The sequence below is a fragment of the Bradyrhizobium sp. 172 genome (genome assembly GCF_023101065.1).
In the GTDB taxonomy this organism is placed as follows: domain Bacteria; phylum Pseudomonadota; class Alphaproteobacteria; order Rhizobiales; family Xanthobacteraceae; genus Bradyrhizobium; species Bradyrhizobium canariense_D.
Genome location: NZ_CP064701.1, coordinates 1,130,211 through 1,155,633, shown reverse-complemented (window position 1 = coordinate 1,155,633; position 25,423 = coordinate 1,130,211). Strand labels below are relative to the sequence as shown.

The 25,423-nt window shown below is 65.2% G+C and carries 25 protein-coding genes; 20 read left to right on the top strand and 5 right to left on the bottom strand.

The window, feature by feature from the left end:
* The first annotated feature begins 65 nt into the window (after positions 1-65).
* From pgsA to IVB07_RS05400, 8 genes are all read left to right on the top strand, one after another.
* Complete coding sequence (pgsA, locus tag IVB07_RS05435; RefSeq protein ID WP_007596859.1) at positions 66-683, top strand: CDP-diacylglycerol--glycerol-3-phosphate 3-phosphatidyltransferase; 618 nt, start codon at positions 66-68, stop codon at positions 681-683.
* Positions 680-931 (top strand): molybdopterin converting factor subunit 1, encoded by a 252-nt coding sequence (gene moaD, locus IVB07_RS05430; protein WP_018453492.1) that lies wholly within the window; start codon positions 680-682, stop codon positions 929-931. The genes pgsA and moaD overlap by 4 nt, the downstream gene beginning before the upstream one ends.
* Positions 932-934: 3 nt before the next feature.
* Positions 935-1,411 (top strand): molybdenum cofactor biosynthesis protein MoaE, encoded by a 477-nt coding sequence (locus IVB07_RS05425; RefSeq protein ID WP_018453491.1) that lies wholly within the window; start codon positions 935-937, stop codon positions 1,409-1,411.
* Positions 1,411-2,370 (top strand): 50S ribosomal protein L3 N(5)-glutamine methyltransferase, encoded by a 960-nt coding sequence (prmB, locus tag IVB07_RS05420; protein WP_247767504.1) that lies wholly within the window; start codon positions 1,411-1,413, stop codon positions 2,368-2,370. The genes IVB07_RS05425 and prmB overlap by 1 nt, the downstream gene beginning before the upstream one ends.
* A gap of 90 nt (positions 2,371-2,460) precedes the next feature.
* On the top strand, positions 2,461-3,060 hold the full coding sequence (locus IVB07_RS05415) for a hypothetical protein (RefSeq protein WP_018453489.1): 600 nt from the start codon (positions 2,461-2,463) through the stop codon (positions 3,058-3,060).
* 2 nt (positions 3,061-3,062) lie between these two features.
* Positions 3,063-4,193, top strand: a complete 1,131-nt coding sequence (locus IVB07_RS05410) for a YihY/virulence factor BrkB family protein (protein WP_026232540.1) — start codon at positions 3,063-3,065, stop codon at positions 4,191-4,193.
* Positions 4,194-4,335: 142 nt separating this feature from the next.
* Positions 4,336-5,808 carry an EAL domain-containing protein gene (locus tag IVB07_RS05405; RefSeq protein WP_018453487.1) on the top strand — a complete coding sequence of 491 codons (1,473 nt, stop codon included), beginning with the start codon at positions 4,336-4,338 and terminating at the stop codon, positions 5,806-5,808.
* 15 nt (positions 5,809-5,823) lie between these two features.
* Positions 5,824-6,678, top strand: coding sequence for a TIGR01459 family HAD-type hydrolase (locus IVB07_RS05400; protein WP_018453486.1), 855 nt, complete (start codon positions 5,824-5,826; stop codon positions 6,676-6,678).
* 120 nt (positions 6,679-6,798) lie between these two features.
* Here IVB07_RS05400 and IVB07_RS05395 read toward each other — a convergent pair whose 3' ends face one another.
* Entirely contained in the window at positions 6,799-7,194 is a 396-nt protein-coding gene (locus tag IVB07_RS05395; protein WP_007596883.1) for a response regulator, read from the bottom strand.
* A 228-nt stretch (positions 7,195-7,422) separates the two neighbouring features.
* On the opposite strand from IVB07_RS05395, the gene IVB07_RS05390 reads away from it, so the two are divergent.
* From IVB07_RS05390 to arfB, 7 genes are all read left to right on the top strand, one after another.
* A complete protein-coding gene (locus tag IVB07_RS05390) occupies positions 7,423-8,394 on the top strand; it encodes a bifunctional riboflavin kinase/FAD synthetase (protein ID WP_018453485.1) in 972 nt (323 codons plus the stop codon).
* A 202-nt stretch (positions 8,395-8,596) separates the two neighbouring features.
* The gene (ileS, locus tag IVB07_RS05385; protein ID WP_247299163.1) at positions 8,597-11,605 is read left to right on the top strand and encodes an isoleucine--tRNA ligase; all 3,009 of its coding nucleotides are present in this window, start codon (positions 8,597-8,599) and stop codon (positions 11,603-11,605) included.
* Positions 11,606-11,761: 156 nt separating this feature from the next.
* Entirely contained in the window at positions 11,762-12,256 is a 495-nt protein-coding gene (gene lspA / locus IVB07_RS05380; protein WP_026232539.1) for a signal peptidase II, read from the top strand.
* A gap of 97 nt (positions 12,257-12,353) precedes the next feature.
* Entirely contained in the window at positions 12,354-13,079 is a 726-nt protein-coding gene (locus IVB07_RS05375) for a hypothetical protein (protein WP_018453482.1), read from the top strand.
* A 199-nt stretch (positions 13,080-13,278) separates the two neighbouring features.
* Entirely contained in the window at positions 13,279-14,673 is a 1,395-nt protein-coding gene (locus tag IVB07_RS05370; RefSeq protein WP_018453481.1) for a pitrilysin family protein, read from the top strand.
* The gene (locus IVB07_RS05365) at positions 14,670-16,037 is read left to right on the top strand and encodes a pitrilysin family protein (RefSeq protein ID WP_018453480.1); all 1,368 of its coding nucleotides are present in this window, start codon (positions 14,670-14,672) and stop codon (positions 16,035-16,037) included. Before IVB07_RS05370 ends, IVB07_RS05365 begins: the two co-directional genes overlap by 4 nt.
* A 113-nt stretch (positions 16,038-16,150) precedes the next feature.
* A complete protein-coding gene (gene arfB, locus IVB07_RS05360; protein ID WP_018453479.1) occupies positions 16,151-16,567 on the top strand; it encodes an alternative ribosome rescue aminoacyl-tRNA hydrolase ArfB in 417 nt (138 codons plus the stop codon).
* 62 nt (positions 16,568-16,629) lie between these two features.
* On the opposite strand, the gene IVB07_RS05355 is transcribed toward arfB, so the two are convergent.
* Positions 16,630-16,818: a hypothetical protein gene (locus IVB07_RS05355; RefSeq protein WP_240544164.1), complete on the bottom strand. Its 189-nt coding sequence runs from the start codon at positions 16,816-16,818 to the stop codon at positions 16,630-16,632.
* Between the two features lie 425 nt (positions 16,819-17,243).
* On the opposite strand from IVB07_RS05355, the gene IVB07_RS05350 reads away from it, so the two are divergent.
* From IVB07_RS05350 to IVB07_RS05335, 4 genes are read left to right on the top strand one after another with little or no spacing between them, the layout of a single operon-like run.
* Entirely contained in the window at positions 17,244-17,630 is a 387-nt protein-coding gene (locus tag IVB07_RS05350) for a c-type cytochrome (RefSeq protein WP_018453476.1), read from the top strand.
* A complete protein-coding gene (locus IVB07_RS05345; protein WP_018453475.1) occupies positions 17,631-18,026 on the top strand; it encodes a VOC family protein in 396 nt (131 codons plus the stop codon).
* 38 nt (positions 18,027-18,064) lie between these two features.
* Entirely contained in the window at positions 18,065-18,613 is a 549-nt protein-coding gene (locus IVB07_RS05340) for a hypothetical protein (RefSeq protein WP_018453474.1), read from the top strand.
* A 29-nt stretch (positions 18,614-18,642) separates the two neighbouring features.
* The gene (locus IVB07_RS05335; RefSeq protein WP_085350087.1) at positions 18,643-20,211 is read left to right on the top strand and encodes a GMC family oxidoreductase; all 1,569 of its coding nucleotides are present in this window, start codon (positions 18,643-18,645) and stop codon (positions 20,209-20,211) included.
* 147 nt (positions 20,212-20,358) lie between these two features.
* On the opposite strand, the gene IVB07_RS05330 is transcribed toward IVB07_RS05335, so the two are convergent.
* Complete coding sequence (locus IVB07_RS05330) at positions 20,359-20,676, bottom strand: ribbon-helix-helix domain-containing protein (RefSeq protein ID WP_018453472.1); 318 nt, start codon at positions 20,674-20,676, stop codon at positions 20,359-20,361.
* A 264-nt stretch (positions 20,677-20,940) separates the two neighbouring features.
* Here IVB07_RS05330 and mutL point away from each other — a divergent pair, with 264 nt between their 5' ends.
* Entirely contained in the window at positions 20,941-22,752 is a 1,812-nt protein-coding gene (mutL, locus tag IVB07_RS05325) for a DNA mismatch repair endonuclease MutL (protein WP_018453471.1), read from the top strand.
* A gap of 9 nt (positions 22,753-22,761) precedes the next feature.
* Here mutL and rsmD read toward each other — a convergent pair whose 3' ends face one another.
* Together rsmD and IVB07_RS05315 are read right to left on the bottom strand one after the other, a co-directional pair.
* Entirely contained in the window at positions 22,762-23,316 is a 555-nt protein-coding gene (gene rsmD, locus IVB07_RS05320) for a 16S rRNA (guanine(966)-N(2))-methyltransferase RsmD (RefSeq protein WP_018453470.1), read from the bottom strand.
* A gap of 2 nt (positions 23,317-23,318) precedes the next feature.
* Entirely contained in the window at positions 23,319-25,412 is a 2,094-nt protein-coding gene (locus IVB07_RS05315; RefSeq protein ID WP_247767503.1) for a pseudouridine synthase, read from the bottom strand.
* Between the last annotated feature and the right edge of the window lie 11 nt (positions 25,413-25,423).

Below are 25,423 nucleotides of genomic sequence, written 5' to 3'. Positions count from 1 at the left end.
ATCCCGCACCCCATTTGGGGAGCGGAACGGTTGACCTTCAGGCTGCAGCGGTATTGGTAGGACGGATGAACATCGCCACGACACGAGGGACGACCAGCCGCGCGATGTCCCTCCCGAACATCCTGACCTACGGCCGGATCGCCGCGATCCCGGTCGTGGTCGGGTGCATCTACGCACAGTCGATCATGGACGGCCCGCTGTGGCTGCGCTGGGTCGCCGTCGCCATTTTTATCGCGGCTGCGGTCACCGATTACCTCGACGGCTATTACGCACGGATCTGGAATCAGCAATCGGCGTTCGGCCGCATGCTCGATCCGATCGCCGACAAGCTTCTGGTCGCCTCGTGCCTGCTGATGCTGGCCGCCGACGGCATCATTCACGGCTGGTCGCTGTGGGCCGCCATCGTGATCCTGTGCCGCGAGATCCTGGTCTCGGGCCTGCGCGAATATCTTGCCGCGCTGCGTGTCAGCGTGCCCGTGACCAAGCTTGCGAAATGGAAGACGACGGTTCAGCTCATCGCCATCGGCTTCCTGCTGGCTGGTCCGGCCGGCGATGAGGTCGTGCCCATGGTCTCGATGATCGGGCTGGCGCTGCTCTGGGCCTCGGCGATCCTCACCATGTACACCGGCTACGACTATTTCGGCGCCGGCATCCATCACCTCATCAAGGAGGATGAGGGATGAAGGTGAAGTACTTCGCCTGGGTGCGCGAGCGCATCGGCAAGGCCGAGGAGACGATCGAGCCGCCTGCGACCGTGCGCACCGTGGAAGAGCTGATCGCCTGGCTGTCCGGCCAAGGCGAAGCCTACGCCTATGCGTTCGAGAAGCCGAAGGTGATCCGCACCGCGATCGACCATGCCCACGTCAAGTCGGACGCCGCGATCGCGGGCGCTCGCGAGATCGCGTTCTTCCCGCCGATGACCGGCGGCTAGGCCATGCCCGTCACCACCTGCCCCGTCACCATCCGTATCCAGCAAGACGATTTCGACATCGCACGCGAGATCGCGGTGCTGACCGGGAACCGCACCGACATCGGTGCGGTCGTGAGTTTTTCCGGCATCTGCCGCAGCGACGAAGACAGCGCGAAGATCGCCGCGCTCTCGCTGGAGCATTATCCCGGCATGGCCGAGGAAGAGATCAGGCGCCATGCCGACGAGGCCATCTCGCGCTGGCCTCTCAGCGGCGTCACGGTGATCCATCGCGTCGGCCGTTTCATGCCCGGCCAGAACATCGTGCTGGTGCTGACCGCCTCGCAGCACCGCCAGGCAGCGTTCCAGGCAGCCGAGTTCCTGATGGATTATCTCAAGACCAACGCGCCGTTCTGGAAGAAGGAAGAGAGCGCCACCGGCACCGGCTGGGTCGAGGCCCAGGCCCGCGACGACGAAGCCGCCGCACGCTGGACCCGATCCTGATGGCAACAACATCCAAAAAGGCCGTGCGCGGCCACGCCGCGCCAAAGCTCGCGAAGGTGGGCCGCCGCGAGCTTCTCACGCTGATCGATTTCGTCCGCTATGCAGTGAGCCGCTTCAATGAGGCCAAGCTCGCCTTTGCCCATGGCACGCCCGATCCGGTCGCGGAAGCGGCTTTCCTGGTCTGTGAAGCCCTGCATCTGCATCCCGAGCAGTTCGAGATTTTTGCCAACGCGCGCGTCACGACCGCCGAGGGCAGGACCATCATCGATCTCGTTCATCAGCGCGTCACCACGCGCAAACCGGCCGCGTATCTCGTCAACAAGATCTACATGCGCGGCCTGCCGTTTTATGTCGACGAGCGCGTCATCGTTCCGCGCTCCTTCATCGGTGAACTCTTGGAGTCGCATTTCGGCGGCGACGGCGAAGCCGGCTCGCTGATCGACGATTCCAGCGCCGTCGAGCGCGTGCTCGATCTCTGCACGGGATCGGGATGCCTCGCGATCCTCGCCGCGCATCATTTCCCGAACGCCACGATCGATGCCGTCGATATCTCGAAGGGCGCGATCGACGTCGCCAGACGAAATGTCGGCGAATACGGGCTCGATGGCCGGATCAGCCTGCATCGCGGCGACCTGTTCGCCCCACTCGGTAACACCAAATACGACCTGATCATCACCAACCCGCCTTATGTCGACGCCGAAGGCATGGCGGCGCTGCCGCCCGAGTGCCGGGCCGAGCCGAAGCTCGCCTTCGACGGCGGCGCCGACGGTCTCGATGTGGTGCGCCGGATCCTGCGCGATGCGCCCGGCCATTTGACGCCGCATGGCGGGCTGATCTGCGAGATCGGCCGCGGCCGCGAATTGGTTGACGAGGCCTTTCCTGAATTGCCGCTGCTCTGGCTCGACACCGAGGACTCCGAGGGCGAAGTGTTCTGGATCGCGGCAGCCGATCTCGGCTGATCCATCACGGCGGGCAGACCTCGTCGGAACAAGTCAAATACCGCCACGTTCATCCCCCGACGAATTTTCTCGCACTCGGAGGATAACTGCATGCTTGCGCCATCGGGCGAATTGCTGCGCGCCGGCGTCGCGCTCAAGCTCAACCATCTCAAGCGCGCCGCCCAGTCCTATGCCCGCGACCGGAGCAACCAGGCCACAGGGCGCATGACGTCGTACGCGGCTGCGGCCGGACTGCTCGCGGTTGCGGGCTTGTTCGTCGTCGCAGCCTTCTTCGTCGGCCTGATCGCCCTGTACCGCTGGATTGCAATCCATTACGGGCAATTCTGGGGGTTCGGCGCCGTCGGCGCTGTGCTCCTGGTCCTGGCCGCCGCCTGCGCCGGCGTGGCCATGGCCCAGATGAAGCGCAAGACCAAGCCGATCGTGCCGCTCGCCAGCCGCCTACGGGTGGCTATCGCCACCCCGCGCATCCCGCGCGGAACGGTGAAGGAGGCGGTGAAAGAGGTCGCGACGACAATTCCCCTGGCGCCGCTCGCGCCGGGCGAACGAGGACATGAGTCAGGACATGGCGGCAGCACGTGGCCGGCTCGGTCCAACCGGCCCGTGCAACTCGGGCTGATGCTCGCGGCCGTTGGGCTGGTCGGGATCACGGCCGCGCGCAGGCGGCGTCACGGCCACGGAGCGGATACCTGAAAATGCGTATGCGGCGCGCCGAGCAATTCGACAGCTGGCTGTTAGTCGCAGCCACGACCGTGTTCGTGCTCACCGCGGAACGGTATTTCCAGGATTCTGGCCTGATCCGGCCGGGACCTCCGCAAGACCACCGCAACGGCGAGGCGAATTCGCCGGAAACGAGCCCGACGGGCGCAGCCTCGCAGCCCGGCCGCGGCCGCCGCGCGAAAAGCCCGTTCGCGATCCCGTGGGCAGGCTGGAAGGACATCCTCTGGCGCACCTATCAGCGCATCGACGAGGATCGCCTGCTCGCGACCGCCGGCGGCGTCGTCTTTTTCGGACTGCTCGCGATCTTTCCCGCTATCACGGCGCTGGTTTCATTCTATGGCCTGTTCGCCGATCCCTCGACGATCAGTTCCAACCTGCAATCGCTCGCGATGATGCTGCCCGAGGGCGCGTTCCAGATCGTCGAGGACCAGGTGGCGCGCGTCGTGTCGAACGGCGGCGCGACCCTTGGTTTCACTTTCCTGTTTGGACTCGTGCTCGCGATCTGGAGCGCCAATGCCGGCGTCAAAGCCATCTTCGACGCCCTCAACGTCGCCTATGAGGAGCGTGAAAAGCGCAGCTTCATCCGGCTGAACACGGTCTCGCTGGCTTTCACGGTCGGTGGCATCGTTGCCCTGCTGCTGATGGTGGGCGCCGTCGTCGCCTTCCCGCTCGCGCTCAACCACCTCGGCATGGCGCCCGAAAGCAAGCTGATCGTGGCGCTGGCGCGATGGCCGGTGCTGTTCGTCATTCTCCTTGCGGCGCTCGCCGTCCTCTACCGCTTCGCGCCCAGCCGCGACGCCCCGCGCTGGCAATGGCTGAGCCCCGGCGCTGTGACGGCCGCGATCCTCTGGATCGCCGGCTCGGCGCTGCTGTCCTGGTATCTGTCCGAATTCGCAAATTACAACGCGACCTACGGCTCGCTCGGCGCTGCGATCGGCTTGATGATGTGGATGTGGATGTCGGCCATCGTCATCATGTTCGGGGCTGAGCTGAATTCGGAGATCGAACGGCAGACCTTGCGCGACACGACCACCGGGCCGCCCAAGCCGCTAGGCACCCGCGAGGCCGTCTCGGCCGACACGGTCGGCGCCGCGGCGCCGTCCTGACTCTGCGATTGGGCCGCTATCCCCTCGAATCAACAATGATGTTAAGGTCATGCCGCTTGGGGGAGCATGCGGCGTGACGGGTTCGAAACGCCACCCGTGTTTTCCCGGTCAGGCAGTCAGCTCTTGAGGCGTAACGCGCGGCATGATTCGTATTTCGACGATCTTCATCGCGATCTGCATGGTTCTGGTCGCCGCCTCGCTCGGGCTCCTGCTCTACGCGGTCGCCGGCATCAGCGGAACCGAATCCGCGATCGTGGCGCTGACGGCGCTGACCTTCCTGATCCTCTACAATGCAGTGTCGATGCGACTGCGCGACCGCAGCGACGTCGGCGGCCAGATCGCCGATCTTTCGCGCGGCACCGCCGACCTCGCCCGTCAGGTCGCCGAATTCGGCCGCCGGCTCGCCACGATCGAAGCACGCATCGCCTCTTCCAATTCGGCCAACTCCGACCGCATCCAGTCGGTGGTCGGCGAGATCAACGAACTCGGCGGACTGGTCAGGCAACTCGCCACCACCGTGTCGGCCCATGAGGATCTGATGGCCGGCAACGCGCCAGTGTCGGCCCCCGCGCCGGTCGCAAGGCAGGAGCCGGACGCGCCGCTCGACCTGATGGCCACGTTCGAGGAGGAACGGCCGGCTGCCCCGGCGCCCGCGCCGCCGCCAATGCGGCCGGCAGCACCGGCGATCCAGACCCAGACCGCCAATCCGGTTCAGACCGCCAACGGCCGCAACCAGACCCAATTGCTGGCGACGCTCCGCAACGCGATCGACGAGAACCGCATCGACATCTTCCTCCAGCCGATGGTGTCGCTGCCGCAGCGCAAGGTCCGGTTCTACGAGGCCGTGACGCGCCTGCGCGACGAGCGTGACCAGCTGGTCGCGGCCGAGGAGTTCATCAGCATCGCGGAGGCCTCCGGGTTGATCGGGCGCATCGACAACATGGTCATGCTGCGCTGCGTGCAGGTGCTGCGGCGCCTGATGGTACGCAACAAGGAAGTCGGCGTGTTCTGCAACGTCGCGGCTTCCACGCTCGGCAATTCCACGACCTTCGCGCAATACCTCGATTTCCTCGAAGCCAATCGGGCGCTGGCGCCCTCGCTGGTGCTGGAATTCAAGCAATCCACCTTCCGCAATCTCGGCCCGGCCGAAACCGAGAATCTCGCGGCGCTCGCCCAGCGCGGCTTCCGTTTCTCGATCGACCATGTCACCGATTTGCGCATCGAACCGCGCGAGCTCGCCGATCGCGGCGTGCGCTTCATCAAGGTGCCGGCCTCGCTCCTGCTCGACCCCAGGCAGGCTTCGGCCTCGGACATCCACCCGTCCGATCTCTCCGACCTGCTCGGCCGCTTCGGCATCGATCTGATCGCCGAGCGAATCGAGGGCGAGCGCGCCGTGATCGACCTGCTCGATTATGACGTGCGGTTCGGCCAGGGGTTCCTGTTCGCGCCGCCCCGGCCATTGCGGCCGGAGGGGTCATCTGCTACCGCCGCGCCGAACCAGGCACAGGACATTCAGGGATCCAATGGCTCCGGCATATCCAGCTCAGGCGCGACGTCGGCTGCGTCTGCGCCACAGCGCGTCACCGGCAACGCCGCGCTCGCGCGACGTATCTGATCGGCCGCACGCATCATGACCACACTGCATTTCGCCGAAAGCCTGCGTGAACTCGTGGCGGGCGTGGACGTCGTGCTCAGCGACATCTGGGGCGTGGTCCATAACGGTCTTGAATCCTTCCCCGAAGCCTGCGAGGCGCTGCACACCTACCGCAGCCGCGGCGGTACGGTCATCCTGATCACCAACGCGCCGCGCCCGGCCGACTCCGTGCAGCGGCAATTGCGCAAGCTCGGCGTCGCCGACGAGACCTATGACGCGATCGTGTCTTCAGGCGACCTGACGCGGCTCTATGTCGCCGACCATCCCGGCCGCAAGATGTTCTGGCTCGGCCCCGAGCGCGACAACTCGATCTATCGCGGCCTCGATGCGGTGACCGCGCCGCTGGAAGAGGCGGATTACATCGTCTGCACCGGCCTCTATGACGACGAGACCGAGACGGCGGAAGACTATCGCGGCATGATGCTGAAGGCGCGCGAGCGCAAGCTGACGCTGGTTTGTGCCAACCCCGACATCGTGGTGGAACGCGGCGACCGCCTGATCTATTGCGCCGGCGCGATCGCGGAGCTCTATCGCGAGCTCGGCGGCGAGGTGATCTTCTACGGCAAGCCGCACCGGCCGATCTACGAGCGCGCGATGGCGCTCGCCGGCGAACGCCAAGGCCACCAGATCGACCGCAAAAAGGTGCTCGCGATCGGCGATTCCGTCCGGACCGACCTCACCGGCGCGCGCGAGTTCGGCATCGATTGCCTGTTCGTGACCCGCGGCATCCATGCCGAGGAGTTCGAGGGTCTCGACCAGCTCGACCCGGCGTCGGTGCTGGAATTGTTCGGCCATCCCCCGAAGGCGCTGATGCGCGAACTGAAGTGGTAGCGAGTTGATCGTCATTCCCGGTTGATGTGGGGCGTCGATTCCGGAACGACGAACCCGACGCAGAAAGCCCGGGACAATCGCCCGGGCTTTCCGAATTCAACTGATGGCTTCGATCGCGCCTTACGCGCTCGCCATGTCCGGGAAGACCGCCTCGATCTTGGTCTTCAGCGTCGCCGCGTTGAACGGCTTGACGATGTAGTTGTTCACGCCGGCCTTCTTGGCCGCGATCACGTTCTCGGTCTTTGATTCGGCCGTGATCATGATGAAGGGCGTGGTGGCGAGGTTCGGATCCGCGCGCACTTCGCGCAGCAGGTCGTAACCCGTCATCGGCTCCATGTTCCAGTCGGAAATCACGAGCCCGTACTTCTTGCCACGCATCTTGTTCAGCGCTGCCGAACCGTCGCTTGCATCATCGATATTCTCGAAGCCAAGCTGCTTCAGGAGGTTCCTGATGATACGGATCATGGTGCTGTAGTCGTCAACCACCAGAACCGACATCGACAAATCAACCGCCATCTCGACTCCCCCAACGCAAACCCAGGAAATATTACGATCGGACCTGCCGGGCCGGAGCCCCGCGGTTCCACGCCCAAGGACTAGCACCAAGGCGTTAAACAGCGCGTTAACTGGGAACGCCCCCGGTGGACTGAAATCGCACTCGATGCGGCCGCCCCCTCCTGCTTGACTTCATCCGGCCCGTCGCGCCACGGTCCCGGCCGGTCCCGCCGGTTCGAGATTCCCCTGATGGCCCCGCATTTTACCGTTATCCGCGACACCACGCCGGACTCCGCCATTGCAAGGGGTGCCGTGGTCGCCATGGGCAATTTCGACGGCGTTCATCTCGGCCATCGCGCCGTAATCGCTGCGGCGCTGGAAATGGGCCGGCTACATGGCCGCCCTGCGCTGGCATTGACCTTCGAGCCGCATCCGCGCCGGTTTTTCAGCCCCAACACCCCGCAATTCCGCCTGACGGACGAGCGTGCCAAGCTGCGGCTTCTGGCCGGCACCGGACTTGACGGCGCCGTGGTCATGACCTTCGACAAGTCCCGCGCCGGGACCAGCGCGCAAGACTTCATTCACCACGACCTGATCGGGCGCCTGGGCATCGGCGGAATCGCCGTCGGCTACGACTTCCACTTCGGCAAGGGTCGGGTCGGCTCGCCGAGCCTCCTCGTCAACGAGGCGCCCCGGCTCGGCATCGAGGTCGACGTGCAGCCGCATGTCGATATCGACGAGCGGCCGGTCTCGTCCAGCGCGATCCGAATCGCGCTCGCCGAAGGCCAACTCGACGAGGCCACGGCCATGCTCGGCGCGCCCTGGTTTATCACCGGCGAGGTCATCCACGGAGAGAAGCGCGGCCGCGACCTCGGTTATCCCACCGCCAATATCCGCCTTGATGCCAATTGCGGCCTCAAGCACGGCATCTATGCGGTGCGGGTCGGCCGCGGCGCGGAGCGGCTGGATGGGGTCGCAAGCTTCGGCCGCCGCCCGACGTTCGACAATGGTGCGCCGCTGCTGGAAATCTTCCTGTTCGACTTCAAGGGGGATCTCTACGGGCAGACGCTCGACTGCGCCTTTATCGGCTTCATCCGCGAGGAGCTGAAATTCGAGGGCCTGGATGCCCTGATCCGCCAGATGGACAACGATTCCGCCCGCGCCCGCGCCATGCTCGCCGCCGCCCCGGACGCGTTTCCGCGGCTTGGCGTCATCGATTGAGGCCGGAAACCGGCCCGCCGAACCTTTTGCGCTTCCCCCGCCCCCCTGCTATGGAGAGCCCATGTTTGCGCGGCGCATCATAGGGATTAGCGGCCCGGCTTCCGCCTGAGCCTTCGGCTCGGCGCAAGACCGGGATGTCGTCGTTTCACCCGCGATTCCGCATCGCCATCCGTTCCCGCGCCCTTCCGAGCCAGTCAGCCTCATGTCCGACAAGCCACAAAAGTCCCAAAAATCCGAAGCCAAAGACTATTCGAAAACCCTGTTCCTGCCGCAGACCGAATTCCCGATGCGGGCCGGCCTGCCGCAGCGCGAGCCGGAGCTGCTGAAATACTGGAACGACATCGGCCTTTACGACAAGCTCCGCCAGGAAGCCCAGGGCCGCGCCAAATTCGTGCTGCATGACGGCCCGCCCTACGCCAATGGCAACATCCATATCGGGCACGCGCTGAACAAGATCCTCAAGGACGTCGTGACCAAGAGCCAGCAGATGCTCGGCTTCGACTCCAACTACGTGCCCGGTTGGGACTGCCACGGCCTGCCGATCGAATGGAAGATCGAGGAAGAGAACTACCGTTCCAAGGGCAAGCAGAAGCCCGACTTCCGCGACTCCGCTGCGATGGTGGCGTTCCGCAAGGAATGCCGCGCCTATGCGACACACTGGATCAACGTGCAGCGCGAGGAATTCAAGCGGCTCGGCATCATCGGCGACTGGGATCATCCCTATCAGACGATGAGCTATCCCGCCGAAGCGCAGATCGCCCGCGAGCTGATGAAGTTCGCCGCCAACGGCACGCTGTATCGCGGCTCCAAGCCGGTGATGTGGAGCGTGGTCGAGAAGACCGCCCTCGCCGAGGCCGAGGTCGAGTACGAGGACTACACATCCGACATGGTATGGGTGAAGTTTCCCGTCACGTCCCCGGCACATGGTGCGCTCGCCAATGCATCGGTCGTGATCTGGACCACCACGCCCTGGACGCTGCCCGGCAATCGCGCGATCTCGTTCTCACCGAAGATCGCCTACGGCCTCTACAAGGTGACGGATGCGGCCGCGGACAATTGGGCGAAGACCGGCGATCTCCTGATCCTGGCCGATGCGCTTGCAGCAGAGGTGTTCAAGCAGGCGCGCGTCACGGCCTATGAGAAGCTGCGCGACATTCCCGGCGATACGCTGGACGCCGTGGAGTGCGCCCATCCCTTGCGCGGCCTCGATGGCGGTTACGCGTTTATCGTGCCGCTGCTCGCCGGCGAGCATGTCACCGACGATACCGGCACCGGTTTCGTGCACACCGCGCCGAGCCACGGCCGCGAGGATTTCGACGTCTGGATGGCCAATACCCGCGAGCTCGATGAGCGCGGCATCTCGACCGCGACCCCCTACACTGTCGACGAGAACGGCGCCTATACCGCGCAGGCCCCCGGCTTCACCGGCAAGCGCGTGCTCAACGACAAGGGCGAGAAGGGCGATGCCAATGAAGCCGTGATCAAGGCGTTGGTCGAGGCCGGCAAGCTGCTCGCGCGCGGCCGCCTCAAGCACCAGTACCCGCATTCCTGGCGATCGAAGAAGCCGGTGATCTTCCGCAACACGCCGCAATGGTTCATCGCGATGGACAAGGACATCAGCGAAGATGGCCACGCCAGGAAGGGCGATACGCTGCGGGCTCGCGCGCTGCATGCTATCTCGGTCACGCAATGGGTGCCGCCGTCAGGTGAGAACCGCATCAACGGCATGATCGCCAACCGTCCGGACTGGGTGATCTCGCGCCAGCGCGCCTGGGGCGTTCCCATCGCCGTTTTCGTGCGCGAGAACAGCGACGGCTCGGCCGAGATCCTGCAGGACGAGATCGTCAACCAGCGCATCACCGAGGCCTTCATGGAGGAAGGCGCCGACGCCTGGTACATGGAAGGCGCCCGCGAGCGCTTCCTTGGATCCCGCGCGAAGGAAGACTGGAAGAAGATCGACGACATCTGCGACGTCTGGTTCGATTCCGGCTCCACACATGCCTTCGTGCTCGAGGATCGCCAGAACTTCCCGCAGCTCGGCAACATCGTTCGCAAGGTCGACGGCGGCGACGACACCGTGATGTATCTCGAAGGCAGCGACCAGCATCGCGGCTGGTTTCATTCGTCGCTGCTGGAGAGCGCCGGCACGCGCGGCCGCGCGCCCTACGACATCGTGCTCACCCACGGCTTCACGCTCGACGAGAACGGCCGCAAGATGTCGAAGTCGATCGGCAACACCGTCGAGCCTCAGAAGGTGATCAAGGATTCGGGCGCGGATATCCTGCGCCTCTGGGTCTGCGCCACCGACTATGCCGACGACCAGCGCATCGGCCCGGAGATCCTGAAGAACACCATCGAGACCTATCGCAAGCTGCGCAACACCGTACGCTGGATGCTGGGAACGCTGGATCACTACAAGCCGGCCGACGCAGTCGCGCCCGCCGACATGCCCGAACTCGAACGGCTGATGCTGCACGAGCTCGCGGTCCGTGCTGCCGTCGTCCGCAAAGCCTATCAGGAGTTCGACTACAAGACCGTGGTCGCAACCTTGTCCGCGTTCCTGAACAGTGAGCTCTCCGCGTTCTATTTCGACATCCGCAAGGACACGCTGTATTGCGATCCGCCGTCCTCGCCGACGCGCAAGGCGGCGCTGACCACGATCGACCTGTTGTGCAGCTCGATCCTGAAATGGCTGGCGCCTATCCTCAGCTTCACCGCGGAGGAGGCCTGGCGGATGTACAGGCCCGACGCCGAGCCCTCGGTGCACCTGACGCAGTTTCCCGACGACCTCGAAAGCCTGCGCGACGACAAGCTCGCCGCGAAGTGGGAAGCGATCCGCAATGTCCGCCGCGTCGTCACCGGTGCGCTGGAGCTCGAACGCGCCGCCAAGAACATCGGCTCGTCGCTGGAGGCATCACCGGTCATCTATGTCGCCGACCGCGACATGCTTGCGACGCTGTTCGACACCGATCTCGCCGAGATCTGCATCACCTCGAACTACGAGGTGCGCGAGGGCGAGGTGCCGGCTTCCGCATTCCGTCTCGATGCCGTTCCAGGCGTCGCTGTCGTGGTGGAGAAGGCGGTCGGCACCAAATGCGCCCGTTCCTGGAAGATTTCGCCGACGGTGGGTGAAGACCCCGAATATCCCGACGTCACCCCGCGCGACGCCAAGGCGCTGCGCGAATGGAAGGCGCTGGGGGTCAGCATCTAGGTCTCACCGTCGTCCTGGCGAAAGCCAGGACCCATTCCACGGCCGCCAATTGCGACGAAGGCTGATGACCGCAAGTCTTTCAAACAACGACCGCCTCGGACTATGGGTCCTGGCTTTCGCCAGGACGACGACGGAGCGTGTTGTGGCCGACTGCCCATGACCCCGCTCCGCGCCGGCATCCTCGCGGCCCTGCTCACGCTCGTGGCCGACCAGGCTTCAAAGCTCTGGCTGCTGAACGTGTTCGACCTCGCCCGTCGCGGCGCGGTCGAGGTGACCCCGTTCTTCGACCTGGTGCTGGCCTGGAACATCGGCATCAGCTTCGGCTGGCTCCAGAACGACGGTCAGGCGGCGCAAATGGCGCTGATGGCCGTGAAGGTCGTCGCGGTGGTTGCGCTGGCGATCTGGATGGCCCGCTCGCACACCCTGCTGGCAACCATCGCGCTTGGCCTGATCATTGGCGGCGCCATCGGCAATGGGATCGATCGCCTCGCCTATGGCGCGGTGGTCGATTTCGCCCTGTTTCACATCAATATCGGCGAAAATACCTATAATTGGTACGTGTTCAACCTCGCGGACGTGGCCATCGTTGCTGGCGTGGCGGCGCTATTGTATGATTCCTTCCTGGGGGTACCCGCCGCAAAAGCGCCCTGATCCCGGCCGATACGGACCGGCAGGCGGAACCTTGCTTTTGCGAGGGATTATGCCGCGCGAGAGCGGCAAACTGCCACATTTTGGAACAGGTACAGTGATGCGCAGCTCGAAGACCAGCGGTTCGATGGTTGAAGACCCCCGGCAGGGGTTCTGGCGGGCGTTGAAATTGTCCGCTGTCGCGCTCGGCATCGGTCTCGTCATGTCGGCTGGCGTCGCTCGCGCCGGTGACGACGGCGAGGACGACGACGACATGACCTTCGAAGAGAAGCTCATCGACAATCTGATGTCGGGCATCGGCGCCAAGAGCATGGAGAAGAAGGGTATCGAATACCGCGAGCGGTCGCCGCTGGTGGTGCCGCCCAAGCTCGACCTGCCGCCGCCCGCCGGCGTTGAAGCCAAGAACGCGCCGAACTGGCCGAAGGACCCTGACGAGAGACGCCGCAAGGAGGCCATCGCGCAGCGGAAGAAGGCCGTCAAGGCCACGGAGAGCTGGCAGGCAGGCCGGGCGTTGTCGCCCGCCGAGATGGAGGTCGGCAGGACAGCCGCACCCGAGCGCACGAGCAATGATCCTATTCAGCCGGGCACCAACGGCAATCCGTCGCTCAGCCCGGCCCAGCTCGGTTTCTCCGGCGGTCTGTGGGGCATGATGTCGAACAACAAAGGCGAGGCCAAGCAATTCACGACCGAGCCGCCGCGCCAGTCGCTGGTCGAGCCGCCGCCGGGCTACCAGACACCGTCACCGAGCTATGCCTATGGCGCCGGAGAGGACAAGACCCGGCGGACCTATTTCGACATCATGTCCGGCAAGGACAAGGAACAATAGCGCTCCTGTCCCTTCGCGATATCGCGACAGACGCGGTCCCGCGCCGGCGGCTCGTGCGCGCCGGACGCGGTCTTTAATTGCTGATCAGTAACTTGCGCCCGAGTTGAGTTCTCTGCTTCGTGACGCGAAGCGTTTGCCGCACGGTGTACCATGCCGTGCCTCCGAGCCGGACATCCGGGCTCGGCCTTTCATAAGGATCATGATGTCCTCTTACCGATCGGCTGCCCGCCTCCTTGCCGCGCTGCTTTCGACGAGTGTCCTCACGGCCGGCGCATCCCTTGCGCAGACCACGGTGACATCGGCTCCGCCCGCCAGCTTCACGCTTGGAAACGGCATGCAGGTCGTGGTGATTCCCGACCACCGCACGCCCGTCGTCACGGAAATGATCTGGTACAAGGTCGGCTCGGCGGACGAGACGCCCGGCAAGTCCGGGCTCGCGCACTTCCTCGAGCACCTGATGTTCAAGGGCACATCGAAGCATGCGGTCGGCGAATTCTCCCAGACCGTGCTCCGCGTCGGCGGCAACGAGAACGCCTCGACTTCGGTCGACTACACCAACTACTACCAGCGCGTGCCGCGCGAGCAGTTGCCGACCATGATGGAATTCGAGGCCGACCGCATGACCGGCCTGATCCTCAAGGACGAGAACGTGTTGCCCGAGCGTGACGTCGTGCTCGAAGAATACAACATGCGCGTCGCCAACAATCCGGACGCGCGGCTGAACGAGCAGATCATGGCCGCGCTCTATCTCAACCATCCCTACGGCCGGCCGGTGATCGGCTGGCACCAGGAGATCGAGAAGCTCGATCGCGAGGATGCGCTCGCCTTCTACCGCCGCTTCTATGCGCCGAACAACGCGATCCTGGTGATCGCCGGCGACGTCGAGCCCGCCGACATCCGCCCGCTGGTCGAGCGCAATTTCGGCGCCATCCCGGCGCAGCCCGCGATCCCGGCGCGCCGCGTCCGCCCGCAGGAGCCGGAACCCGCGGCGCCGCGCACCGTGACCCTGGCCGATCCGCGCGTCGAGCAACCCGGCCTGCGACGCTATTACCTAGTGCCCTCGGCGACCACGGCTGCGGCCGGCGAAAGCGCGGCCCTCGACGTGCTGGCGCAGCTGATGGGCAGCGGCAGCAATTCCTATCTCTACCGCGCGCTCGTGGTGGACAAGCCGCTCGCGGTCTCCGCCAGCGCCAGCTATTCGAGCATCTCGCTCGACCCGACCCAGTTCGCGATCTCGGCTTCGCCCAAATCCGGGGTCAGCTTCGCCGAGGTCGAGCAGGTGGTCGACGGCGTCATTGCCGACATCGCGCAGAATCCGATCCGCGCCGAGGATCTCGAGCGCGTCAAGACCCAGCTCATCGCCGAGGCGATCTACGCCCAGGACAACCAGGCGGTGCTGGCGCGCTGGTATGGCGGCGCACTGACCACGGGCCTGTCGATCGAGGACATCCGGAGCTGGCCAGATCGCATCCGCGCCGTCACCGCCGAGCAGGTCCGCACCGTCGCGCAGAAATGGCTCGAGAAGAAGCGCTCGGTGACGGGCTATCTGATCAAAGACACCGCGACCACCAAGCGCGAGGAGAAGCGTTCGTGACCTATCCCTTCCTTCGACGCGTTGCATTCTCCTTTGCCACCGGCGCGGCACTCGCGCTCGCTACCGTCTCGCCGTCACAGGCGGCGGCGAAGATCCAGCATTTGACCTCGCCGGGCGGCATCGAGGCCTGGTTCGTGCAGGATGCGACCGTGCCGCTGATCGCCATGGAATATTCCTTTGCCGGCGGTTCGGCCCAGGATCCCAAGGACAAATCGGGCGTCGCCAATCTGGTCGGCGATCTCCTCGACGAAGGCTCCGGCGATCTCGATTCCAAGACCTTCCATGAGCGGCTCGATCGCCGTGCCATCGAGCTCTCTTTCAGCGCCACCCGCGACACGTTCCGCGGCAGCCTGCGCATGCTGCGCGACAACAAGGACGAGGCCTTCGACCTGCTGCGGAGCGCGCTGACCTCGCCGCATTTCGAAACTGCCGACGTCGAACGCATTCGCTCGCAGGTGATCTCGGGCCTGCGCCGCGAGACAACCAACCCGACCTCGCTCGCGAGCCGCAAATTCCTGGAGGTTGCCTTTGGCGATCATCCCTACAGTCGGCAGTCCAACGGCAACCTCGACAGCGTTCCGACCATTACGGTTGCCGACATGAAGGATTATGTCGGCCGCGTGCTCGCCAAGGACACGCTCAAGATCGCGGTGGTTGGCGACGTGGATCCCGATACGCTCGGCAAGCTGCTCGACCACACATTTGGTAGCCTGCCGGCCAAGGCCAATCTCGTGCCCGTCCCCGACGTCGAGGCCGCCAAGCCGCCGCAACGCGCCTTCGTGACGCTCGACGTGCCCCAGACCGTGATCACCTTCGGCGGTCCCGGGGTGAAGCGCAGCGATCCGAACTTCATGGCGGCCTATGTCGTCAACCACATCCTCGGCGGCGGCGGGTTGTCCTCGCGGCTCTATCGCGAGGTGCGCGAGAAGCGCGGGCTCGCCTATTCGGTGTTCGAATCACTGCTTTGGATGGAGCATTCGGCGGTTTTCATCGGCAATACCGGCACCCGCGCCGACCGTGCCGGCGACACCATCGATGCCATCGACAAGGAGGTGCGCCGGATCGCCGAGGAAGGCCCGACGCAGAAGGAGCTCGACGAGGCCAAATCCTACCTCAAGGGCTCGCAGATGCTGGCGCTCGACACCTCCTCGAAGCTCGCGCAGGCGCTGCTGCAATATCAGCAGGACAAGCTGCCGATCGACTATATCGAGAAGCGCAACGCCGTCGTGGATGCGGTCACCATGGACGACGCCAAGGCGGCCGCAAAGCGCCTCTGGGGCCAGGGCCTCCTGACCGTCGTCGTCGGCCGCGCTCCGCAGGCCGCGGCGCAACCGGCAGCCGCACCGGCGACGAAGTCGAACTGACGTCTTCCATACCCTTCTGAAATGGCCGGGCTCGCCCGGCCATTTGCATTTGGGGGCGCCATTGCCGAACTTGGGCGTCCGGGATATGTCCGGGCATCACGAATGGTGCCACCATGCTGCGGATATCCCGCGATCTTGTCATCGACGAGGACGACATCGAGATCGGCTTTGTCCGCGCCTCCGGCCCGGGCGGGCAGAACGTCAACAAGGTCGCGACCTCGGCGCAATTGCGCTTCGACACCCGGAAGCTGACGCTTCCGGAGGATGCCGCGTTGCGCCTCGCCCGGCTCGCAGGGCAGCGCATGACCAAGGACGGCGTCATCGTGATCCAGGCCCAACGCTTCCGCACCCAGGAGCGCAACCGCCAGGACGCCATCGACCGCCTTACGGAGATGCTCGGCGAAGCCATGATCCGGCCGAAGCCGCGGCGCGCGACAAAGCCGACCTTTGGCTCCAAGCAGCGCCGGCTCGAGGGCAAGAAACACCGCAGCGACATCAAGTCGAAGCGCGGGCGCGGTTTCGACGACTAGCAGAGACTGCAAAAGAACTCCGGCCGCAGGGCGACCGGAGTTCTGCCGTCTCACTCCATTGGCTAGTAGCGCTTGCCCGTGGCTGCACCGCCCGTCGCGGAATCGTCGGCGGTCCCTTTGTGTGCAGCACTGCCCGTGGTGCCAACCGTGCCCCTGGTGCCCTTCGTCGGCTTCATGCCCGTCGTCTCGCCCGCCGCGCCCGGCTGGGCGCTCATCTCCTCGTCGCCGCTGCCCATTGTGCTGCCTTGCATGGGTTTGCTTTGCACGGCGCCGCTAGGCCTCGCGCCAGACGACGTACCTTGCGCGAGAACCGGTGTCACAATGAGAGCCGAGACGGCGCATGCGATTGCGGAGGTCTTCACCAACTTCATCCATTTCTCCTGGATTTTCGCGATGATCGGTTCGGCGGCTTGATGCGCCGTCCGTCTGAGCCGAACCAGTCCATCGCGTTACGAGCTCGAACGGCGCGACCGCAATGCAACCTGTCTCGTGTGGTGATCGTTTAGGGATTTGACGGCGGTTTCGCGGAATTGTCCTCCGCATATACGGCAGCGCGGAACAACGCACCCGCGTGCACCTCCGCACGCAGCGAAACAGCCCGCTACTACCACCGCATGTTTTGCCGCGCCTAGAGTTTGCGCACGCTGAATTGACGTCGACGGGCGGACTTTTGACGATGCGCGCGATCGTGCTGGGATTGTGCACCGCGGTGGTGCTGGTGGTGCGGGTGGCCGAGGCGCAGATGCCCTTGCCGGCTGCAAAGCCGCCGGATGGCGCAACACTGTTCAAGCAGCAATGCGCGGTGTGCCACACCACGAACCTGTCAGAACCGGTGCGGCAGGGTCCGCCGCTGGTCGGGATCGTCGGGCGGCCCGCCGGCAAGGTCGAAGGCTTTCACTATTCAGAGCCCCTCGCAAAAGCAGCCTTCGCCTGGGACGAGACGAAGCTCGACGCATGGCTGACCAATCCGCAAGCCGTGATTCCCGGCGTGGTCATGGTCTACCGGCAGGCGAAGCCGGAGACGCGCGCCGCCATCATCGCCTTTCTTAAGGAGCAGAACTGAGTGGCAAAGCCGGTCCATTCCATGATCCGCGCACTCGACGAGGCGCGCTCGCTCGACTTCTACAGACGGGCCTTTGGCCTGGAAGTCACCGACCGTCTGAAGTTCGCAGACTTTGCCCTGATCTATCTGCGTCACCCCTCCTCACCCTTCGAGTTGGAGCTGACGGTCAATTTCGATCGCAAGGAGTCGTATGCGCTCGGCGACGGCTACGGACATCTCGCCGTGGTGGTCGAGGATCTCGATGCCGAACATGCCCGCTTCGAGCGTGAGAAGCTCGCACCGGGTCCGCTGCGCGACTTCAAGCACGACGGCAAAACGCTGGCGCGCTTCTTCTTCGTCAGCGATCCCGACGGCTACAAGATCGAGGTGATCCAGCGCGGCGGACGTTTCAACTGATCGAACCACAAAATCAAAATCATAAAAGGAGGAATGCCATGAGAGAAGTCGATCGTCGAAGCAGGCACAGCCGCCGCATCTTTCTCAAGGGCGCCGCGGCCGCCGTGCCGGTCGCGGCAGTCGCGACCAGCGTCGCCGTCAGCATCGAGGGCGCCTGGGCCGACGAGGCAAGCGCGCTTTCGCCCGCGACGATGAAGACGCTGCTGAAAGTCGCGCGCGATATCTATCCACACGACGTCCTCGGCGACAGCTACTACATCACCGCGATCAAGCCGTGGGACGGAAAGGCCGCCAAGGACCCCGCCGTCAAGGCGCTAATCAGCGACGGCATCACCAGGCTCGATCAGAACGCGCGTGATCGCCACAAGGCGCCCTATGTCGAAGTGCCCTGGGAAGCCGACCGCGTGGTGCTTTTGAAGGAGATCGAGCAGAGCGACTTCTTCCAGAAGGTGCGCGGCGACCTCGTCGTCTCTCTCTACAACCAGAAAGAGGTCTGGCCGCGGTTCGGCTACGAGGGCTCCTCCGCCGAACACGGCGGCTACATCAACCGCGGCTTCGCCGACATCGACTGGCTGCCGAAGGCTTAAGGCTCACCCAACGGTTCAGGAGAACGCATATGGCAAAATTCGATCTGAACGACTCCAGCGTTGTGGTGATCGTCGGCTCCGGTGCCGGCGGCGGCACGCTGGGTAACGAGCTCGCACAGAAGGGCGTCAAGGTCGTGATTCTCGAAGCAGGTCCCCGCATCGAGAATCAGGACTTCGTCAATGACGAGTGGGAGAGTTTCTCGCAGCTCGCCTGGACCGATGCGCGCACCACATCGGGATCATGGCGCGTCGCAAAAGACTTCTCGGGTCTTCCCGCCTGGATCGTCAAGGCGGTCGGCGGCTCGACCACACACTGGGCTGGCGCGTCGCTGCGGTTCGACGAGCACGAGTTCAAGGTGAAGAGCACCTACGGCAACATTCCCGGCGCCAACCTGCTGGACTGGCCGGTCACGCTCGCGGAGATGGAGCCGTGGTACGCCAAGGCCGAGAACAAGATGGGCGTGACCCGCACCAACGGCATTCCCGGACTTCCCGGCAACAATAACTTCAGAGTGATGGAGGCCGGCGCAAAGAAGCTCGGCTACAAGACGGTGCACACCGGCAACATGGCGATCAACAGCCAGCCGCGCGACGGACGCGGCGCCTGTCAGCAGATCGGCTTCTGCTTCCAGGGCTGCAAGTCCGGCGCGAAATGGTCGACGCTCTACACCGAGATACCCAAGGGCGAGGCGACCGGCAATCTCGAGGTTCGCCCCGCCAGCATGGCGGTCAAGATCGAGCACGATGCCGCCGGCAAAGTCACCGGCGTGGTTTACGCCGACGAGAGCGGTGCAATGCAGCGCCAGAAGGCACGCATCGTTGCGGTCGCCGGCAATTCGATTGAAAGCCCACGGCTGCTGTTGAACAGCGCATCCACGATGTTCCCCGACGGCCTCGGCAACTCAAGCGGTCAGGTCGGCCGCAATTACATGCGCCACATGACCGGTAGCGTCTATGCCGTGTTCGAGAAGTCGGTGCACATGTATCGCGGCACCACCATGGCCGGCATCATCCGCGACGAGGCCGCCAACAATCCGAAGCGCGGCTTCGTCGGCGGCTACGAGATGGAGACGCTGTCGCTCGGACTGCCCTTCATGGCGGCGTTCCTCAACCCCGGCGCCTGGGGACGTCCGTTCACCGCCGCGCTCGACGGTTATCCCAGGATGGCCGGGATGTGGCTGGTCGGCGAGGACATGGCGCAGGAAACCAACCGCATCACGCTCGATCCTGTCGTGAAGGACAAGTTCGGCCAGCCGGTCGCAAGCGTGCACTTCGACGATCATCCCAACGATCTCGCGATGCGCGCGCACGCCTACAAGCAGGGCGCTGCGGTCTACGACGCCGTCGGCGCCACCGTGAGCTATCCGACACCGCCCTATCCGAGCACGCACAATCTCGGCACCAACCGGATGAGCGAGAAGCCCAGGGATGGTGTGGTCAACAAGTTCGGGCAAAGCCACGACGTCAAGAACCTGTTCGTCTCCGACGGCAGCCAGTTCACCAGCGGCGCAGCCTGCAATCCGACGCTGACCATCGTCTCGCTGGCGATCCGGCAGGCGGATTACATTGCGGGTGCGATGCAGAAGAAGGAAATTTGATCCAATCTCGTTCGTCGTCCTGGCGAAAGCCAGGACCCATTGCCCCGGGAAGGAGTTCGGCGAAGGCTTGTTGTTCGGGACTCATACCGCCCATCGCTGATGGATTCCGCGGTATGGGTCCTGGCCTTCGCCAGGACGACATCAGGGCTATTCCGCTGCATCGAGGATGGGCGCAACCGTCGTCTTGAACGCCTGCACCGGCGCTGCCGTCTTGGAGCGGTAGATCAGGCAGGAGCAGCGCAGCAACGAAGCGAAATTGTTGACCTCGCCGTGATGGTCGAGCACCTCGGTGTAGAGCGTCGTCAGGAACTTGCCGACGCTCATGTTCTCCTTGGCCGCGATCTCCTCCAGCGTGTCCCAGAATGCCATTTCCAGCCGGATCGAGGTGCAATGCCCACCGATCCGCAACGAGCGGGTCTGGGATTCGTAGTCGCCTTGGGGCTGATGCGCGAAGAGATGGCACATGGCGTCCTCCCGTCCTGTTGCCATTTTTTCGCGATGCTACACCGCAGCCCGGTACCCCACAATCGGGACGGCAGCCGGAGATCGATCCATCCCGGTTGCGCGATTTTCTCGAACGTCCAATCCCATCAATGCGATAGATAGCCCTTTTCCCCAGCCCGCCACGTTCCTGTTGCCCAACACATGCTTTTGACGCAACACGGCCTAGAATGGCGTTCTCCGCGAATCCAGATCGAAGCCCAAGATCAAAGCCGAAAATCGAGTTTCATGCCCGTCCGCCAATTACCCGAACAGGTCGTCAACCGCATCGCCGCCGGCGAAGTGGTCGAGCGTCCCGCGAGCGTGGTCAAGGAACTGGTCGAGAACGCCATCGACGCCGGCGCGAGCCGGATCGACGTCTTTACCGATGGCGGCGGACGCCGGCGGATCGGCATCACCGACGACGGCGGCGGCATGACCGCCAGGGACCTGTCGCTGGCGGTCGAGCGTCACGCCACCTCCAAGCTCGACGACGAGGACTTGCTGCAGATCCGCACGCTCGGATTCCGCGGCGAGGCGCTGCCCTCGATCGGCTCCGTGGCGCGGCTTGCCATCACCACGCGGCATGCCAGCGAGCCGCACGCCTGGGCGCTCAATGTCGAGGGCGGCGAGAAATCCGAGATCATGCCGGCGGCGCTGGCCCACGGCACGCGGGTCGAGGTCAACGACCTCTTCTACGCGACGCCGGCGCGGCTGAAGTTCTTGAAGACCGACCGGACCGAGGCGGAAGCGATCCGTGAGGTGGTGCGGCGCCTCGCGATGGCGCGACCCGAAATCGCTTTCACGCTCGCGGGCGAAGAGCGCGCGCCGGTGACCTGGGCTGCGGCGCTGCCCGGCGTCGCCGGTCGCCTGACCCGTCTCGGCGACATCCTGGGGGCGGAGTTCCGCAGCCATGCCATCGGGGTCCATGCCGAGCGCGAGGGCGTGGTGGTCGCCGGCTATGCCGCAGCGCCGGCGCTGACCAAAGCCAACGCGCTCGGGCAATATCTCTTCGTCAACGGCCGCCCGGTGCGCGACAAGCTGATCCTAGGGGCAGTCCGCGGGGCCTATGCCGACTATCTGCCGCGCGACCGCCATCCGGTGCTGGCGCTGTTTGTCACGCTCGATCCGCGCGAGGTCGACGCCAACGTGCATCCGGCCAAGACCGAGGTGCGGTTTCGCAACGCCGGCCTGGTCCGCGCGCTGATCGTGCACGGATTGAAGGACGGGCTTGCGCGGGAGGGCCGGCGCACCGCCGCCAACAGCGGCGAAAGCGCGCTGTCCTCGTTCCGCCCCGCATTCACGCCGCGCCCGGCAAGCTGGGACTGGCGCCAGTCGCCATCCGCCCCGGTCGCGCCGATGCCGTCATTCGACGGTGCCGCCGTGCCGGCCTTCGCCGAGCGCGCACAGGCCGCGTTCGATGTCGGCGCACCCAGCGCGGACGTGCGGATCGAATCCCAGCCAGTCAGTGACCTGGTCGACCGCCCGCTCGGCGCTGCGCGCACCCAGATCCACGAGACCTATATCGTCTCGCAGACCCGCGACGGCCTGATCATCGTCGACCAGCACGCCGCGCATGAACGCATCGTCTATGAACGGCTGAAGGCCTCGCTGGCGGCCAACGGCGTGCAGCGGCAGATCCTGCTGATCCCCGAGATCGTCGAGATGGACGAGGCCACGGTGGAGCGCCTGCTCGAGCGCAGCGAGGAGCTGGCGTCGTTCGGCCTTGCGATCGAATCCTTCGGCCCCGGCGCGGTTGCGGTGCGCGAGACGCCGTCGCTGCTCGGCAAGACCAACGCCGGCGGCCTGTTGCGCGATCTTTCCGAGCACATGGCCGAGTGGGACGAGGCGCTGCCTCTGGAGCGCCGCCTGATGCACGTCGCCGCCACCATGGCCTGCCACGGCTCGGTGCGCGCCGGCCGCAGGCTGCGACCGGAGGAGATGAATGCCCTGCTCCGCGAGATGGAGGACACCCCGAACTCCGGCCAGTGCAATCACGGCCGGCCGACCTATGTCGAGCTGAAGCTGTCGGATGTCGAGAAGCTGTTCGGGCGACGGTAACGTTCGAAATTACGGCCGCTTCAAAAACACGAACTCCGTGTCGTCATAAGCGCGCCGCTCCAATTCCTCGAAGCCTTCCGGCGTGACGAACTGCGCAGCCTTCGCCTCTTCCACCACGAGCAGCGCGCCCGGCGTGAGCCAGCCCCCGTCGCGCAAGCTCGCAAGCGCCTTCTCCGCAAACCCTTTGCCATAGGGCGGATCGAGGAACACCAGCGAGAACGGCTCGACCGGATGCGCAGGCCCGAGATCGGTGGCATCACGGCGATAGACTTTTGTCACGCCACCCAGGCCCAGCGTCTCGACATTATTCCGCAGCAGGGCGCGCGCTTCCGCGCCGTTGTCGACGAACAGCGTGAACTTCGCGCCGCGTGAAGACGCTTCGATTCCCAGCGCACCGGTGCCGGCGAAGAGATCGAGCACGCGCGCATCCGCAATCGGATCGTCATAGGCGTGCACGAGGATGTTGAACACGGACTCACGCAGGCGGTCCGCCGTGGGGCGGATGTCGCGCGAGGACGGTGAGGCCAGATTGCGCCCCTTCAATCGACCGCCGACGACGCGCAACGTCAGTCCTCCTTCGGCGCCAGATCGCGCTTGCCGTGATAGCCGCGCTTGGGACGGCGCGGCGGGCCGTAGCCGCTCGCCTCAGCCTCGTTGCGCTCGCGCGCTTCCTCGCTGCCGGTGCGTTGCACCAGCACGCGGCGGCCCTTGCGGTCGTTGATCACGCCGCGCTTGGTCGCCGGCTTCTTCGCGCGCGGCACGTCGTCGCCCTCATGCGAGGCAGATTTCTGCGGCACGTCGAACTGCGCACCCGATTTCTCGATGATCTTTTCGCCGAGCTGGTCGCGCAGCACGCGGGACTTGATCTCGTCGACCTGGCCCTCGGGGACTTCGCCGAGCTGGAACGGGCCGTAGGAGACCCGGATCAGCCGGTTCACCTCGAGCCCGAGATGAGCGCAGACGTTGCGCACTTCGCGGTTCTTGCCCTCGCGGATCGCGAAAACCAGCCAGACATTCGCGCCCTGGTCACGCTCCAGCGTGGCGTCGATCGGACCGTATTTGATGCCCTCGATCTCGATGCCGTTCTTCAGCTCGTCGAGCTGCGCCTGCGTGACGTCGCCATGGGCGCGGACACGGTAGCGGCGCAGCCAGCCGGTGTCCGGCAGCTCGAGCGTGCGCGCGAGCCCGCCATCATTGGTGAGCAGCAGCAGGCCCTCGGTGTTGAAGTCGAGCCGGCCGACGCTGATCAGCCGCGGCAGACCTTCGGGCAGATTGTCGAACACGGTCGGACGGCCCTCGGGATCGTCATGCGTCGTCATGAGGCCGCGGGGCTTGTGATAGAGGAACAGCCGCGTGCGCTCGCGCTCCGGCAACGGCTTGCCGTCGACAGTGACGACATCGTTCGAGGTGATGTCGAGCGCCGGCGAATTGATGACACGGCCGTTGACGCTGACGCGGCCCTGCGTGACCATCTCCTCGGCATGGCGGCGCGAGGCGAGGCCCGCGCGCGACAGCACCTTGGCGATACGCTCGCCGGCCTTCTTCGGCTTGGTCTCTTCCTCGCGGCGCGGCCGCCGCTCGGAATCACGATCGCGCTCGCGATAGGCGCCGCGACCGCCGAAGGCCGGACGCTTCTCGAAGATCCTGCTCTCGTCCTCGTTTTCGCGGCGTGGACGATCGCCGGAACGCGCTTCGCTGCGGGGATGCTCGTGCCAGTCGGAACGGCCCTCGGAACGCTCGCGCGGACGATCGAATTTCGGGCGATCGCCGCCGCGATCGAACCTCGGACGATCATCGCGAGGACGATCGAATTTGGGGCGCTCGCGGAACGGACGATCACCCGATGGACGATCGTCGCGCTTCTGCCAGGGCTTGTCCCCACCGCGGTCGCTGCCGCCAAAATCCTTGCGCGGACCCTTGCTGAAGTCCTTGCGCGGCGGCCGGTCGCCGCGAGGCGCCGCATCGCGCTTCTGCCAGGGTTTTGAATCGCTGCGCTCGCTGCGATTGCGGTCCGGTGCGCCGCGCGAAAACTTCCGCTCGCCGTCGAACTTGCGTTCCGGACGGTCGCCACGCGGCGCATAAGGTCGCTTGTCGCCAAACTTCGCGTCACCGGTTCGGCCGGCCGGACGGGAATCGTCGCGATCCCTGCGCGGCGGACGGTCATCACGCCCATAGGACGGGCGATCACCGCGCGGCTTGAACGGCCACTTGTCGCCATCGCGCGAGGGGCGATCAGAAAATGGGCGGTCACCACGGGGCTTGAACGGGCGCTTCTCGCCGTCGCGCGACGGACGATCGGAAAACGGACGGTCTTCACGCGGCTTGAAGGGACGATCGCCACGCGGCTTGAAGCTGCGCTCGCCACGATCCTCGCCGCGCGGCCGGTCTTCACGCGGCCGGTCTTGGCGATTGAACTTCGGGCGGTCGCTGAAGTCGCGGCGCGGGGCATCGCCCTCCTCGCGGCGGCGGAATGATGGACGGCTGTCGCGGTCGCCGCGGGGCGGGCGGGCGTCGCCTTTGTCCCCGGGAGGGCCGCGCTTGGCGAACTTCTTGTCGGGCCCGCGTGGTTTGCCGGACCGGCCCTTGGCCGGGCCTCCCTTGGCCGGGCCGCGATCACGCCGGCCGCGGGAATCGTTGTCTTTGTCGCTGTCGCGAGGCATGAATAATCTCA

Bases quoted from the DNA above. Each gene is read 5' to 3' on its own strand.
- ileS (WP_247299163.1), top strand. From the start codon at position 8,597: ATGTCCGACAAGCCACAAAAGTCCCAAAAATCCGAAGCCAAAGACTAT.
- IVB07_RS05400 (WP_018453486.1), top strand. From the start codon at position 5,824: ATGACCACACTGCATTTCGCCGAAAGCCTGCGTGAACTCGTGGCGGGC.
- pgsA (WP_007596859.1), top strand. From the start codon at position 66: ATGAACATCGCCACGACACGAGGGACGACCAGCCGCGCGATGTCCCTC.
- IVB07_RS05350 (WP_018453476.1), top strand. From the start codon at position 17,244: ATGCGCGCGATCGTGCTGGGATTGTGCACCGCGGTGGTGCTGGTGGTG.
- IVB07_RS05315 (WP_247767503.1), bottom strand. From the start codon at position 25,412: ATGCCTCGCGACAGCGACAAAGACAACGATTCCCGCGGCCGGCGTGAT.
- IVB07_RS05340 (WP_018453474.1), top strand. From the start codon at position 18,065: ATGAGAGAAGTCGATCGTCGAAGCAGGCACAGCCGCCGCATCTTTCTC.
- IVB07_RS05335 (WP_085350087.1), top strand. From the start codon at position 18,643: ATGGCAAAATTCGATCTGAACGACTCCAGCGTTGTGGTGATCGTCGGC.
- IVB07_RS05425 (WP_018453491.1), top strand. From the start codon at position 935: ATGCCCGTCACCACCTGCCCCGTCACCATCCGTATCCAGCAAGACGAT.
- IVB07_RS05375 (WP_018453482.1), top strand. From the start codon at position 12,354: ATGCGCAGCTCGAAGACCAGCGGTTCGATGGTTGAAGACCCCCGGCAG.
- lspA (WP_026232539.1), top strand. From the start codon at position 11,762: ATGACCCCGCTCCGCGCCGGCATCCTCGCGGCCCTGCTCACGCTCGTG.
- IVB07_RS05395 (WP_007596883.1), bottom strand. From the start codon at position 7,194: ATGGCGGTTGATTTGTCGATGTCGGTTCTGGTGGTTGACGACTACAGC.
- IVB07_RS05415 (WP_018453489.1), top strand. From the start codon at position 2,461: ATGCTTGCGCCATCGGGCGAATTGCTGCGCGCCGGCGTCGCGCTCAAG.
- prmB (WP_247767504.1), top strand. From the start codon at position 1,411: ATGGCAACAACATCCAAAAAGGCCGTGCGCGGCCACGCCGCGCCAAAG.
- IVB07_RS05330 (WP_018453472.1), bottom strand. From the start codon at position 20,676: ATGTGCCATCTCTTCGCGCATCAGCCCCAAGGCGACTACGAATCCCAG.
- IVB07_RS05355 (WP_240544164.1), bottom strand. From the start codon at position 16,818: ATGCAAGGCAGCACAATGGGCAGCGGCGACGAGGAGATGAGCGCCCAG.
- IVB07_RS05370 (WP_018453481.1), top strand. From the start codon at position 13,279: ATGATGTCCTCTTACCGATCGGCTGCCCGCCTCCTTGCCGCGCTGCTT.
- IVB07_RS05390 (WP_018453485.1), top strand. From the start codon at position 7,423: ATGGCCCCGCATTTTACCGTTATCCGCGACACCACGCCGGACTCCGCC.
- arfB (WP_018453479.1), top strand. From the start codon at position 16,151: ATGCTGCGGATATCCCGCGATCTTGTCATCGACGAGGACGACATCGAG.
- mutL (WP_018453471.1), top strand. From the start codon at position 20,941: ATGCCCGTCCGCCAATTACCCGAACAGGTCGTCAACCGCATCGCCGCC.
- IVB07_RS05410 (WP_026232540.1), top strand. From the start codon at position 3,063: ATGCGTATGCGGCGCGCCGAGCAATTCGACAGCTGGCTGTTAGTCGCA.
- IVB07_RS05405 (WP_018453487.1), top strand. From the start codon at position 4,336: ATGATTCGTATTTCGACGATCTTCATCGCGATCTGCATGGTTCTGGTC.
- moaD (WP_018453492.1), top strand. From the start codon at position 680: ATGAAGGTGAAGTACTTCGCCTGGGTGCGCGAGCGCATCGGCAAGGCC.